Source organism: Pseudomonas sp. GM48, from assembly GCF_000282335.1.
In the GTDB taxonomy this organism is placed as follows: Bacteria; Pseudomonadota; Gammaproteobacteria; order Pseudomonadales; family Pseudomonadaceae; genus Aquipseudomonas.
In genome coordinates, this window is record NZ_AKJM01000089.1 from 44,875 (window position 1) to 58,113 (window position 13,239).

At 59.9% G+C, this 13,239-nt stretch carries 11 protein-coding genes; 8 read left to right on the forward strand and 3 right to left on the reverse strand.

Annotated features, from left to right (window positions below):
• Window positions 1-50: 50 nt before the first annotated feature.
• Genes ftsX through ftsY form a run of 3 tightly spaced genes read right to left on the reverse strand, consistent with a single transcriptional unit; the run spans window position 51 to window position 3,264 of the window.
• Entirely contained in the window at window positions 51-1,073 is a 1,023-nt protein-coding gene (gene ftsX, locus PMI28_RS12315; RefSeq protein WP_007987835.1) for a permease-like cell division protein FtsX, read from the reverse strand.
• Window positions 1,070-1,741, reverse strand: a complete 672-nt coding sequence (gene ftsE / locus PMI28_RS12310; protein WP_007975383.1) for a cell division ATP-binding protein FtsE — start codon at window positions 1,739-1,741, stop codon at window positions 1,070-1,072. Before ftsE ends, ftsX begins: the two co-directional genes overlap by 4 nt.
• A complete protein-coding gene (gene ftsY, locus PMI28_RS12305; protein ID WP_007987837.1) occupies window positions 1,738-3,264 on the reverse strand; it encodes a signal recognition particle-docking protein FtsY in 1,527 nt (508 codons plus the stop codon). Before ftsY ends, ftsE begins: the two co-directional genes overlap by 4 nt.
• Before the next feature lie 343 nt (window positions 3,265-3,607).
• Between ftsY and PMI28_RS12300 the strand changes: the two genes are divergently transcribed.
• The 8 genes from PMI28_RS12300 to PMI28_RS12265 form a co-directional block, all read left to right on the forward strand.
• Window positions 3,608-4,963, forward strand: a complete 1,356-nt coding sequence (locus tag PMI28_RS12300) for a M16 family metallopeptidase (protein ID WP_007987839.1) — start codon at window positions 3,608-3,610, stop codon at window positions 4,961-4,963.
• Window positions 4,956-6,446, forward strand: coding sequence for a M16 family metallopeptidase (locus PMI28_RS12295; protein WP_007987841.1), 1,491 nt, complete (start codon window positions 4,956-4,958; stop codon window positions 6,444-6,446). The genes PMI28_RS12300 and PMI28_RS12295 overlap by 8 nt, the downstream gene beginning before the upstream one ends.
• Complete coding sequence (gene rsmD, locus PMI28_RS12290; RefSeq protein WP_007987844.1) at window positions 6,446-7,042, forward strand: 16S rRNA (guanine(966)-N(2))-methyltransferase RsmD; 597 nt, start codon at window positions 6,446-6,448, stop codon at window positions 7,040-7,042. The genes PMI28_RS12295 and rsmD overlap by 1 nt, the downstream gene beginning before the upstream one ends.
• Before the next feature lie 126 nt (window positions 7,043-7,168).
• Window positions 7,169-8,515 carry a M16 family metallopeptidase gene (locus PMI28_RS12285; protein ID WP_007987845.1) on the forward strand — a complete coding sequence of 449 codons (1,347 nt, stop codon included), beginning with the start codon at window positions 7,169-7,171 and terminating at the stop codon, window positions 8,513-8,515.
• The gene (locus PMI28_RS12280) at window positions 8,508-9,959 is read left to right on the forward strand and encodes a M16 family metallopeptidase (protein WP_007987847.1); all 1,452 of its coding nucleotides are present in this window, start codon (window positions 8,508-8,510) and stop codon (window positions 9,957-9,959) included. The genes PMI28_RS12285 and PMI28_RS12280 overlap by 8 nt, the downstream gene beginning before the upstream one ends.
• A 159-nt stretch (window positions 9,960-10,118) precedes the next feature.
• Window positions 10,119-11,372, forward strand: a complete 1,254-nt coding sequence (locus tag PMI28_RS12275) for a M16 family metallopeptidase (protein WP_007987849.1) — start codon at window positions 10,119-10,121, stop codon at window positions 11,370-11,372.
• 211 nt (window positions 11,373-11,583) lie between these two features.
• Window positions 11,584-12,570, forward strand: a complete 987-nt coding sequence (locus tag PMI28_RS12270; RefSeq protein ID WP_007987851.1) for a hydrolase — start codon at window positions 11,584-11,586, stop codon at window positions 12,568-12,570.
• Between the two features lie 3 nt (window positions 12,571-12,573).
• Window positions 12,574-13,239, forward strand: a 666-nt coding sequence (locus PMI28_RS12265; RefSeq protein ID WP_007987853.1) for an AraC family transcriptional regulator, incomplete at its 3' end; no start/stop codon positions are given.

Genomic DNA, 13,239 nt, shown 5'->3' on the forward strand with positions numbered 1-13,239 from the left:
AAAAGACAAGTTCCCAAAAACGCTGAAAGGTCAATACGAGCAAAGTGATACTACTTAGGCGCAAGCTCCCTCAGGTGGCGTGCGACTGCAATCCATGCACCGATATACCCCAACAGCACCGCGCCAAGCAAGAGAGACAGACCGTCGGCAACTGGCACTCCAGCCAGCGCAAAATCACTGCCGTACAAACCGGCCAGCCCAACCACCGCGTCGTTCAGCCAGTCAAGGCCGAACGCCAGTACGCCCCAGGACAGAATCCCCGCACCGAAGCCATACAGCGCGCCCATATATAGAAAGGGCCTGCGTACATAGCTGTCAGTGCCGCCGACCAGTTTAATCACTTCTATCTCTGTGCGGCGGTTTTCAATATGAAGACGAATGGTATTGCCTATCACCAAAAGTAATGCAGAAACCAGAAGCACAGTCAGACCGAAGACAAACCGGTCACCCAGCTTGAGGATGGCTGCCAGACGCTCGACCCAGACTAAATCAAGTTGCGCCTGCTGTACCTTCGGCAGCTCGGATAGTTTTTGTCTTAATGCTTCAAGGGCCGGCTTGTCGACTTCGTTCGGCGTCACCAGGACCACGCCCGGCAGCGGGTTCTCCGGCAATTCCTTGAGCGCCTCGCCCAGACCGGACTGTTGCTGGAACTCTTCCAGGGCCTGCTCCCGGCCAACATATTCGGCATCGGCCACGCCAGGCATGCCCTTGATCTGATCGCGCAGCGATTCGCCTTCAGCCGGTTTGGCCTCAAGGTCCAGATACAGGGAAATTTGCGCCGCGCGCTGCCAGGACCCGCCAAGACGCTCGACGTTACTTAGCAAAAGTGACAGGCCCATGGGCAAACTCAGGGCCACCGCCATCACCATGCAGGTGAAAAAACTGCCAATGGGTTGCTTGCCCAGGCGGCGCAAACTGTCCACCAGGCTGGCGCGATGGCTTTCGATCCAGGCGCGGAACAACGTGGCGAAGTCCGGACCGTCATCATCGTCGTGTTTTTTCTTGGTCGGTTGCGGATCCGCGGCCTTGGGGGCCACGCGCTCGGAAACCTTTGGACTGCGTGTCGCACTCATACTGCGGCCTCCCCGTCGCCGATCAATCGACCGCGCTGCAAGGTCAGCATGCGGTGGCGCATGCGGGCGATCAGGGCCAGGTCGTGGCTGGCGATCAGCACGCTGGTGCCCAGACGATTGATATCCTCGAACACACCCATGATTTCCGCCGCCAGGCGCGGGTCGAGGTTACCGGTCGGTTCGTCCGCCAACAGCAAGGCCGGGCGATGGACGATGGCGCGGGCGATGCCGACGCGCTGCTGCTGACCGGTGGACAGGTCACCCGGGTACAGATCGGTTTTATCCGACAGCGCCACGCGCTCCAGTGCCGAGTCCACGCGCTTGGCGATCTCGGCCTTGGACAGACCCAGGATCTGCAAAGGCAACGCGACGTTATTGAACACCGTACGATCGAACAGCAACTGGTGATTCTGGAACACCACGCCGATCTGCCGACGCAAGAAAGGAATCTGCGCGTTGCTGATAGTGCTCAGGTCTTGCCCGGCGAGCAGCAACTTGCCGCTGGTCGGGCGCTCCATGGCCAGCAACAGGCGCAATAGCGTGGATTTACCGGCGCCGGAATGGCCGGTGACAAACAGAAACTCGCCACGACGGACTCGAAAGCTCAGCTCATGCAAGCCGACGTGACCGTTCGGGTAGCGTTTACCGACCTGTTCGAAACGAATCATGAACGCTCCCGCTCGGCAAACAATGCCTGGACAAAGGGTTCGGCTTCAAAGGTACGCAAATCATCGATGCCTTCACCGACACCAATGTAGCGGATCGGCAGACCGAACTGCTTGGCCAGGGCGAAAATCACCCCGCCCTTGGCGGTGCCGTCGAGTTTAGTCAAAGCCAGGCCGGTCAGTTCGACGGTCTGGTTGAATTGCTTGGCCTGGTTGATGGCGTTCTGACCGGTACCGGCATCGAGCACCAGCAACACTTCGTGCGGCGCGTCGGCGTCGAGCTTGCCGATCACCCGGCGAACCTTTTTCAACTCTTCCATCAGGTTGTCTTTGGTGTGCAGGCGACCGGCGGTGTCGGCGATCAACACATCGATGCCACGGGCCTTGGCGGCCTGCACGGCGTCGAAGATCACCGAGGCCGAGTCGGCACCGGTGTGCTGGGCGATCACCGGGATCTTGTTGCGCTCACCCCATACCTGCAATTGCTCGACCGCCGCGGCGCGGAAGGTGTCGCCGGCAGCCAGCATGACCTTCTTGCCTTCCAGCTGCAGCTTCTTGGCCAGCTTGCCGATGGTGGTGGTTTTACCCGCGCCATTGACGCCGACCACCAGAATCACGAACGGCTTGTTCTGCGAGGTGATCTTCAGCGGCTGCTCGACAGGCTTGAGCATCGCAGCCAGCTCGGCTTGCAGGGATTTGTACAGGGCATCGGAGTCGGCCAGCTCTTTGCGCGCGACCTTCTGCGTCAAACGCTGAATGATCACAGACGTGGCTTCGACACCAACGTCGGCGGTCAGCAGGCGAGTCTCGAGGTCTTCGAGCAGCTCGTCATCAATGGCCTTCTTGCCCAGGAACAGGCTGGCCATGCCTTCGCCAATACTGGCGCTGGTCTTGGACAGCCCTTGTTTGAGGCGGGCAAAGAAACCGGCCTTGGTTTCTTCAGTACGTACAGGTTCGACCGGGGTTTCGACGGGAGCGATGACCGGTGCAACTACTGGCACAGGTGCAGGTGCAGGCACAGGTGCAGGTGCAGGCGCAGGCGCAGACGCTTGGACAACTGGAGCAACTGGAGCAATCGGCGCTACTGGCTCGATCACAACCGGCTCGGGCTCAGCCATAACGACGGGTGCAACGACCGGTTCGACCACAGGCGCTTCAACCGGTGCAGGCGCAAAAGCAGTCGGTGCCGGAATCGGTGGCGTCACGTGGGGAGCCAGGTCATTTTCGACCAACGCCACCGGCTCTTCCGCCACCGGCAAAGTCAGCCACGGTTCGGCAGCAGTGGCCAGCGGCTGTTCGATGATCTCGCTGACAGGCGAGGCCTGCGATTGCAGCACCGGCTCGGCAATCGGCAGGACAACCGGTGCGGGCACCTCTATTACCGGGGCCGGGGCCGGCGCGGGTTCAGGAATGGTTGGTGGCTGTTCGACGACGGCTTCCTGCGGCTTTTTGCGCAGCCATCCGAACAGGCTTTTCTTCTCGCCAGCCGTAGCTGGGGTCTTCTTGTCGTCGTTGGAACCAAACATGGAGGACGGCTATCTCACGGTAGCGACGCGCCAATGGCGCCTCGGCAAATAAAAATTCGATGCAGAACAGACTGCGATTGACGCAGCTTGTTCACGCGCAACATTTTGTCGAGATGGACAACACCACCTCAAGGAAACGATTTCACACGGGACAGATGCGGCAAAATCGGCGAAAAAGCGGAGTTTAGCTGATAAATATCCACATTCCGTCGCAAACCCATACAACCTGATCAAACATGCGTGCCTGATAGGCGTGGCCGCCGCTAAAACGGATCAGTATCCTAGCACCCTCTCGCCCGCTGACGCTAAGACCAAGCGGGCAGCCCCAAAGGTTTAAAAACGAATGAATGCTCTAGCCCGCCGCGCTGCAGGCCTGCTGCTCAGCACAGTTTGCCTGCCCCTTTCAGCCCTGGCTGCCGACCCGCAACCCACCCACGAATTCACCCTCGACAACGGCCTGAAGGTGGTCGTGCGTGAGGACCACCGCGCACCCGTGGTGGTTTCCCAGGTCTGGTACAAGGTTGGCTCCAGCTACGAGACGCCGGGTAATACCGGCCTGTCCCATGCCCTGGAACACATGATGTTCAAGGGCAGCGAGAAAGTCGGCCCCGGCGAAGCCTCGTTGATCCTGCGTGACCTCGGCGCCGAAGAGAACGCATTCACCAGCGACGACTTCACCGCGTACTACCAGGTACTGGCCCGGGATCGCCTGGGCGTAGCCTTCGAACTGGAAGCCGACCGCATGGCCAGCCTGCGCCTGCCGGCCGACGAGTTCGCCAAGGAAATCGAAGTCATCAAGGAAGAACGTCGCCTGCGCACCGACGACAAGCCGATGTCCAAAGCCTATGAGCGCTTCAAGGCCATGGCCTACCCGGCCAGCGGCTATCACACGCCGACCATCGGCTGGATGGCTGACCTTGAGCGGATGAAAGTCGAAGAACTGCGCCACTGGTACCAGACCTGGTACGTGCCGAACAACGCCACGCTGGTGGTGGTCGGCGACGTGACGCCTGACGAAGTCAAAACCCTGGCCCAGCGTTATTTCGGTCCGATCGCCAGGCGCGATGTGCCGGCCGCGAAAAAACCTTTGGAGCTGGCCGAGCCCGGCGAACGCCAGATCACCCTGCATGTGCAGACCCAACTGCCAAGCCTGATGCTGGCCTTCAACGTGCCGGGCATTGCCACCGCCGAAGACAAGCGCCCGGTCAATGCCCTGCGACTGATTTCGGCGCTGCTCGACGGCGGCTATAGCGGACGCATCCCGGCGCAACTGGAACGGGGCGAGGAACTGGTGTCCGGCGGTTCGTCGAGTTACGACGCCTATACCCGCGGCGACAGCTTGTTCACTTTGTCGGCCACACCCAACAGCCAGAAACACAAGACCATCGCCCAGGCCGAGGCCGGCTTGTGGAAGCTGCTCGAACAGCTGAAAACCACCGCGCCATCCGCTGAAGAGCTGGAGCGCGTGCGTGCGCAAGTCATCGCCGGCCTGGTCTACGAGCGCGACTCGATCACCAGCCAGGCCACCGCCATCGGCCAACTGGAAACCGTCGGCCTGTCATGGAAATTGATGGACACCGAACTGGCCGATCTGGAAAGCGTGACACCGCAAGACATCCAGAACGCCGCCAAGCTGTATTTCACCCGCGAACGTCTCAGCGTCGCCCATGTACTGCCACTGGAGACGACTCATGAGTGAGCGTAAAAAATCCCGTCTGGCCCTGATCGGCCTGATCGCCGTCGCCGTTATCGGCTCCGCCGCGTTCTACCTGTCGCGCTCCGGCGAAACCAGCGCCAGCGAAGCCCTCGACAAAGCCAAGGCCAGCCAGAAGCTGCAATCGCTGACCGAACTCAACGACAAGGCGCCGAGCCACCGCAAACTCGACGTACAAACCTGGAGCACCACCGAAGGCGCAAAAGTCCTGTTCGTCGAAGCCCGTGAGCTGCCGATGTTCGACATGCGCCTGATCTTTGCCGCCGGCAGCAGCCAGGACGGCGACGTACCAGGCTTGGCGCAACTGACCAACGCCATGCTCAACGAAGGCGTGGCAGGGAAAGATGTCGGCGCCATCGCCCAAGGCTTCGAAGGCCTGGGGGCCGACTTCGGTAATGGCGCCTATAAAGACATGGCGATTGCCTCGCTTCGTAGCCTCAGTGCCAATGACAAACGCGAGCCGGCCCTGAAGCTGTTCACCGAAGTCGTCGGCAAGCCGACCTTCCCTGCCGATTCGTTTGCGCGCATCAAGAACCAGCTGCTCGCCGGGTTCGAGTACCAGAAGCAGAACCCCGGCAAACTGGCCAGCCTGGAACTGATGAATCGCGTGTACGGCGACCACCCGTACGCCCATTCCAGCGACGGCACGGCGACAACCGTACCGGCGATTACCCTGGCGCAGCTTCGGGCGTTCCACGAGAAAGCCTACACAGCGGGTAACGTGGTGATCGCGCTGGTCGGTGACCTGTCCCGCGCAGAAGCCGAGGCGATTGCCGCACAGGTTTCCAGCGCCCTGCCCAAAGGCCCGGCTCTGCCGAAAATCGCGCAACCCGTCGAGCCCAAGGCCAGCATCGGCCACATCGAGTTCCCGTCCAAGCAGACCAACCTGATGCTCGCGCAACTGGGCATCGACCGTGACGATCCGGACTACGCAGCGTTGTCCATGGGTAACCAGATCCTCGGCGGTGGCGGCTTCGGCACCCGGTTGATGAGCGAAGTGCGTGAGAAACGCGGCCTGACGTATGGCGTATATTCGGGCTTCACCCCGATGCAGGTACGCGGTCCGTTCATGATCAACCTGCAAACCCGCGCCGAAATGAGTGAAGGCACCCTGAAACTGGTGCAGGAAGTGCTCGCCGACTACCTTAAAACCGGCCCGACCGAAAAAGAACTCGACGACGCCAAGCGTGAACTGGCCGGCAGCTTCCCGCTGTCCACCGCCAGCAACGCCGACATCGTCGGGCAACTGGGTGCCATTGGCTTCTATAACCTGCCATTGAGCCACCTGGAAGATTTCATGCAGCAATCCCAGGCCCTGACCGTCGAACAGGTCAAGGCCGCCATGAACAAACACCTGAGCACGGACAAAATGGTCATCGTCAGCGCTGGCCCAACCGTGCCGCAAAAGCCGTTACCGGCCCCTACTGATAAACCTTCCGAGCAGCCGCTCGGGGTTCCGGAGCATTAATGGCCAGTCCAAAAAAACCTGCACGCAATGTCCATAACGGCGTCAACCAGCTGCGCATCATCGGCGGCGAGTGGCGTAGCCGGAAACTGAGCTTCCCCGACGCCCCGGGCCTGCGCCCGACGCCGGACCGCGTGCGTGAAACCCTGTTCAACTGGCTCGCGCCGTACGTGCCGGGCGCCAAGGTGCTCGACCCGTTTACCGGCAGCGGCGCGCTGTTCCTCGAAGCCCTGTCCCGTGGCGCGGCCATGGGCCAGGCGCTGGACGCCAGCAGCATCGCGGTGTCCAGCCTGAAGGAGCACCTGGGCACCCTGCGGTGCACCAACGGCCAGGTCCAGACCGCCGACGCCCTGCGCTACCTGGAAACCCAGACCGCAACGGCCTACGACCTGGTATTCCTCGATCCGCCGTTCAACCAGAACCTGCTGCCCGCCGTTTGCAAGTTGCTCGAAGAGCGCCAATGGCTGGCCGAAGATGCCTGGGTGTACACCGAAAGCGAGTCCGCGCCGTCGACCCTGGGCCTGCCGGAGAACTGGCGCCTGCACCGGGAGCAGAAATCCGGGCGCGTCTACTACTCGTTGTGGCAACGAAGCGCCTGATACTCCGGCGAGATGACGACTCCCGAGTCGATTGTGGAGTGCACTACATAGTTACCGCCTGACACCTATCCGGATGATCCACAGTGGTTTGCGCAACTACCTGCAAACCACTGAGGATGTACACGGATGAACATCTCCTGCAGCACGCTGGTGCTGTCCTTTATCGCCTGGTTGCCACTCATGGCTGCCGCGGCAACACCCCCTGCAACACAAGATTTCTTACTGGATAACGGCCTCAAGGTTGTCGTGCGCGAGGACCACCGCTCCCCCATCGTCACCGCCCAACTCTGGATCAAGGTCGGCTCAAGCTACGAACCGCCCGGCCAGTCGGGCCTGTCCCACGCCCTCGAACATATGGTCTTCAAAGGCAGCAGCAAGGCCTGCGCCGGAGAGTTCGCGGCGATACTGGAAAAACTGGGCGCCAGCCAAAACGCATTTACCGGCACTGACTTCACGGTCTTTTACCAGACACTGCCTTCCGCCCGGACAGGCGTCGCTTTCGAAATACTGGCCGACCTGATGAGTACGGCCGAGCTGGATGCACAGGACTTCACACCGGAGCTCAAGGTCATTCAGGAAGAGCGTCGGATGCGTGTTGATGATGAAATCACCGCGTCGGCTCACGAACGACTGAACAGCATCGCCTACCCGGCCAGCGGCAACCGCACCCCGACAATTGGCTGGATGCACGACCTGCAACGAATGAATGCCATTCAATTGCAACAGTGGTATCAGGCCTGGTATTCGCCGGGCAATGCGACGCTGGTGGTCGTTGGCGATGTTGCGCCTGAGCGGATCAAGGCCCTGGCACAGCAGCACTTCGGCCACCTTGAGCGACGTGCGACACCCGTGGCCCCAACACCCGTTGAGTTGGCCGCTGCCGGTGAGCGCTCACTGACCCTGCATGCACCGATATCGTCCCCGCGCCTCATCATGAGTTTCAACACGCCCAGCCTGACCACGGCACAAAATCGACGGAGCGTTCATGCCTTGCGCCTGCTCAATGCGTTACTGGCCGGGTCCAACAGCGCGCGGATCAAACAGCAACTGCAACTGAGCGAGGCGATATTCACTGAGGCCCACTCAGGGTACGACGCCTTCAATCGCGGCGATTCGTTGCTGACGATCAGCACACAGCTCAACCCGGACAAGCTCAATGACGCTGACGAAGCCCTCGCCCGTCTATGGCAAGTGATCGATTCACTGAAGAGCAAGGCACCGGAACCGGCAGAACTGGAGCGCGCGCGAAACCTCCTGATCGCTAACACGGTTTATGCACAAGATGATCTGGAAGGGCAGGCCTACACCTTGGGCCTGCTGGAAACCATCGGGCTGGACTGGCGGCTGGCCGATCAGGATACGGCTGAGTTGAACAAGGTTACGCCCCTGGAGATTCAAGAGGTCGCAAAGACGTACCTGACACGTGAACGCCTGAGCACCGCGAAAATCTTGCCGGAGAAAAACAATGGATAAGCTCAAAGGCTTCATCAATGGATTGATCCTGGCTGGCATGCTGCTGAGTGCACAGGCCCCTGCCGCTGCAACTACGGCGCCCCAGAAACCAGTGCTGCAATCGCTCAATGAGCCACAGACTCCGGCGATCCACCGCACGCTGTCGATCAAGGGTTACAAAACTCTCAGCGGAACGAAGATCCTGTTCATCCGCACGCCTGGCTTGCCGATGTTTGACATCCTTGTGAGCTTTGCCGCTGGCAGCGCCCACACACCGCATCAACCCGGCCTGGCAGCGGTGACCCTCAGCCTTTTGAATGAAGGCGTGGCCGGTAAAGACGTCAATGCCATACAGGCGACGCTCGATGACTTGGGCGCACGGATGGGTATGGAGATCAGCCAGGATCGGACCCATTTTTCCTTGCGCAGCCTGAGTGACGAAGCCCGGCGCACTCCAGCCCTGGAACTGTTTGCCCAAGTACTCGGCAAGCCGCTGTTGCCGCAAGAGTCCCTGCCTGCGGTGAAATCCCAATTGCAGTACTTTCTAGACCGTGATGACCAGTCCCATGCCGCTCAAGCCCGAGAAGCCAATCTCGGCCAGTTGTTTCCTGACCACGGTTATTCTCAGTCCCTCTACGGAACCCGGGCCGGGCTTGCCTCCATCACCCGCACCCAGGCGCAAGACTTTCATCGCGAAGCCTATGCCGCGGGCAATACCCAGATCACGCTGGTCGGTGACCTCACCGAGGAAGAAGCCCAGCGCATCGGTGCGCAGATATCCGCGGCCTTACCCCTGGGGCCTGCCACTGCCGCGATCCAGCCAGTGACAAGTCTAACGGCCCCGAGTCTGCTGCGCGTTGAGCGACCATCGACCCAGGCTTACCTGCACCTTGCCCAGCCAAGTGTCCTGCGGAGCAGTCCGGACTACGACGCGCTGCAGATGGCCATGCGGGTTTTCACCAACCGACTGAGCAATGAACTCCGTGAACGCCGAGGCCTGACCTACCACGTTGAAGCCGACCTCTCAGCCCTTCAGGCACAAGGGTTGCTGACCATTGAATTACAGACCCGACCAGAGCAGGCCGATGCCGTGCTGGCCCATATCAAGACGATGTTCAGCGACTTCCTCGCCCAAGGGCCGACCCAACAGGAACTCGACGACATCCAACAGCAACTGGCCGGTAGCGCGCCGTTGAACAGCGCTACCAATGTGCAGATTCTGAGACAGTTGCACGCCATCAGCGCTCACAATCTGCCGCTGGACCTCGACTTCGCCACGCAAGCAGCCTTGAAGCTGAACCTCGCATCAATCAAAACCGCGCTCAACCGGCATTACCACGCCGACCAATGGCGCGTTGTCATCCTGGGGCCGAAGACAGATCAACAATCGCTGCCAAGTCCGAGCGAAAGCGTAATCAATACCATGTGTCGCACACCTGAAATACGGCAGCAAAGTGCAACTTGAAAGTCTGTATTGAGAAATAACTGTAGAGGCCTATGGGACACACTGTTGCTGCAACCGCTTTTATTAAAACGTAATACATCGGCAATGGCCGACTCCGCACTTTTCAGTTCATTGTGTGCGTGCGAAATAACTCGCATGGACGCAATGGACTATTAACGGATGAACATGCCTACAAATGAACTTCCTTCTCTGCCAACCCATGAGTTCACTCTCGAGAATGGTCTCAGGGTCATTGTGCGCGAGGATCACAGAACCCCTCGTGTCGGGATCACACTGGTTTTTGCCGTAGGAACTGATGACGAGCGCCCCGAAGACTTCGGGGTCACACATGTATTACAAAATGCACTGTTGCCTGACTATGACGATTTCATCAAAAAAACTGGGGCCGTTCATCAAAACTTCTCAGACTCTGAACGGCTGACCGACTGCCTGTTGATCGCCGCCGAGCACCTGGAAAGCGCTCTCAAAATCCAGTCGACCATCATGACGGACGAACTATCGGATGAATTGCTGCGCACCCGTCTGGACGAAGAACTTCTGCGCAACAAGAAAAAATCCTTGTTCATATCTACAGTTAGTTTCAGTCCGGAAATCGACACGCTGGTAAACACCGGCCACAGTTACTACAGGCCCCGCGACGCGATTGCCGCCAATCTTGAACGACTGACCTTTGAACACCTCAGAAACTGGCGTCAGAGCCGGTATTGCCCCGGTAATGCCTGCCTCGTGATTGTCGGCGATGTCGAGACTGAGGAGGCAAGACGACTGGTCGAGCGATACTTTGGATCGGAGGACCAGCGCGTCGCTCCCTTCAGGTCCTTGATAAAAGGACCATCAGAACCCGGTTACCGCCAGATAACGCAATTTCTGGAAACCGAATACCCGCTGATGCTCGTCATATTCAACACACCGGGGATGGAAAACGCCCCCGACCCGCAATCCGTCAGGGCACTGGAAGTCCTGGATTCCCTGTTTGAGTCTTCTACACGCCTGAAGTCATTCGAGAATGACAACCGCTCTGCAATCCTTGCGACCGCCTTTCGACTCAGTCGAGCCAACAATCAATTCATCCTCGCTTTCTACTTCCAGGGTGATCCGCAGAAAGCCGAAGCCGATCTGTGGGCATTACTGGATGACCTCAAGCGCGTGCCGTTCACACCGGAGGACATCGAGCCCGCCATCATTGAAGAAAGTACTACCCGACAGGCGTTCTACGACACACCCGAAGGACAGTCGGAGTGTATCGGCCATCTTGTTGGAACTGCTCAGCCATGGCAGTTGATCGATCTTGAGGTCGCGCAATTACGCAGCGTCACGGCGCAGGATATTCAGCACGCCGCCAACGCCTACTTCACTCGCGAACGCGCAACCGTGGCACATGTGTTTCCCATCGAGAAAAAGACCCCGGCGTAACGAAATCCCGGTGTAACCGTCAGTCCCTGAAAACCGGCCCCTGTGCAACCATTGCGCAGGGGCTTCTCTTGCCGGTCGCGAACCCTCGTGGTTTATGGCAAGTTAGCAACTTGCGGCGAGCACGACACGCCCCATGAATTCCTCTGCATTTCGCAAGCAGCGGTCTGCAATTGAACAGAATGTCTCACTACAAGCCGCCCCCCAATTCCCCATGAAAACCTTCACCCCCGCCTTCGGCATCGGCAATCCGCACTTGCAAACCTTGTGGGGGCCGCTGTGGCGAAAAACCGTGCACATCGAACGCGAGCGTGAACGCTTGTGGCTTGAGGATGGCGATTTCCTCGACCTCGACTGGCACGGGCCACACAGCGCCGCGGCACCGTTGGTACTGGTGCTGCACGGGTTGACCGGTTCGTCGAATTCGCCTTACGTGGCCGGCATGCAAAAAGCTCTGGGCGAGCGGGGCTGGGCCAGCGTCGCGCTGAACTGGCGTGGCTGTTCCGGCGAACCCAATCTGTTGCCGCGCAGCTACCATTCCGGCGCCAGTGAAGACCTGGCCGAAACCATCAGACACCTGCGGGCCAAACGGCCCCTCGCGCCACTGTATGCGGTGGGTTACTCCCTTGGCGGTAACGTCCTGCTCAAGCATTTGGGTGAAACCGGCAGCGACAGCGGCGTGATGGGCGCCGTGGCGGTGTCGGTGCCATTCCGCCTGGACCAGTGCGCCGACCGCATCGGCCAGGGCTTCTCAAAGGTCTATCAGGCGCATTTCATGCGCGAGATGGTCGCCTATATCAAGAACAAGCAGCGCCAGTTCCAGCACGACGGACGCGAGGATGGCCTGGCCGCATTGGCCGCGCTTGGCTCGCTGGAAAACATGCGTACGTTCTGGGATTTCGATGGCCGGGTTACTGCACCGCTGAACGGTTTTGTCGATGCCGAGGATTATTATCGCCGCGCCTCGAGCCGCTACTTCCTCGGCGAGATTCGTACGCCGACCTTGATGATTCAGGCCGCCGATGACCCCTTCGTGTTTCCTCACAGCCTGCCGCACGTCGATGAATTGTCCGCTTGCACGCAATTCGAATTGCAGGCCAGGGGCGGGCATGTCGGCTTCGTCGACGGCACGCTCAGGCAACCGGGTTACTATCTTGAACGGCGCATCCCCGAGTGGCTGGCCGCCGTAGGGCGCGTTTGAAGCATGGGCGCGAATCAAGGCGAGTCGATCCACTTCTGGCAAACCCCGCCACTGGCCGGGGTCGAGTTGTTGTCCGCACGCTACATCGATCATCGTTTCGCGCCCCATGTGCATGACGGCTATGTGATCGGCATGATCATGGCGGGCGCCCAGCGTTATCGCTATCGCGGCGCCGAACACCTGGCGGGCAGCGGCACGCTGGTGCTGATCAACCCCGATGAATTGCACACCGGCCATAAGGGCACGGAGGATGGCTGGCTGTACCGGGCGTTTTATCCCGACAGCGGACAGATACTCTCGCTGTTGGCCGAACTCGAACTGCCGACCCACAACCCGCCGACCTTCAGCGCCACGCTGTATCGCGATCAGGATCTGGTGAACGGGTTCTGTCAATTGCACCGCTTGCTGGAAAGCCCTGCCACCGCACTGCAACAGCAAACCGCCTGGCGCGAGCTGATGCTGTCGCTGTTACAACGCCATGCAGCGGTCCCCGATAGCGGCAAACCTGGCAAGGAACACCGGGCCGTGAGCCTGGCCAAGGAATTGCTGCACGCGCAACTGGCAGCTCCACCTTCACTGGAGGCGCTGGCGGCGGCGGTCAACCTCTCGCCATTTCATTTCGCCCGGGTATTCCGCCGGGCCACCGGCATGCCGCCGCACACCTGGTTG

What these genes read in the sequence shown, in the direction of transcription:
- ftsX (WP_007987835.1), bottom strand. Translation starts at nt 1,073, where the DNA reads ATGAGTGCGACACGCAGTCCAAAGGTTTCCGAGCGCGTGGCCCCCAAG.
- ftsE (WP_007975383.1), bottom strand. Translation starts at nt 1,741, where the DNA reads ATGATTCGTTTCGAACAGGTCGGTAAACGCTACCCGAACGGTCACGTC.
- ftsY (WP_007987837.1), bottom strand. Translation starts at nt 3,264, where the DNA reads ATGTTTGGTTCCAACGACGACAAGAAGACCCCAGCTACGGCTGGCGAG.
- PMI28_RS12300 (WP_007987839.1), top strand. Translation starts at nt 3,608, where the DNA reads ATGAATGCTCTAGCCCGCCGCGCTGCAGGCCTGCTGCTCAGCACAGTT.
- PMI28_RS12295 (WP_007987841.1), top strand. Translation starts at nt 4,956, where the DNA reads ATGAGTGAGCGTAAAAAATCCCGTCTGGCCCTGATCGGCCTGATCGCC.
- rsmD (WP_007987844.1), top strand. Translation starts at nt 6,446, where the DNA reads ATGGCCAGTCCAAAAAAACCTGCACGCAATGTCCATAACGGCGTCAAC.
- PMI28_RS12285 (WP_007987845.1), top strand. Translation starts at nt 7,169, where the DNA reads ATGAACATCTCCTGCAGCACGCTGGTGCTGTCCTTTATCGCCTGGTTG.
- PMI28_RS12280 (WP_007987847.1), top strand. Translation starts at nt 8,508, where the DNA reads ATGGATAAGCTCAAAGGCTTCATCAATGGATTGATCCTGGCTGGCATG.
- PMI28_RS12275 (WP_007987849.1), top strand. Translation starts at nt 10,119, where the DNA reads ATGAACATGCCTACAAATGAACTTCCTTCTCTGCCAACCCATGAGTTC.
- PMI28_RS12270 (WP_007987851.1), top strand. Translation starts at nt 11,584, where the DNA reads ATGAAAACCTTCACCCCCGCCTTCGGCATCGGCAATCCGCACTTGCAA.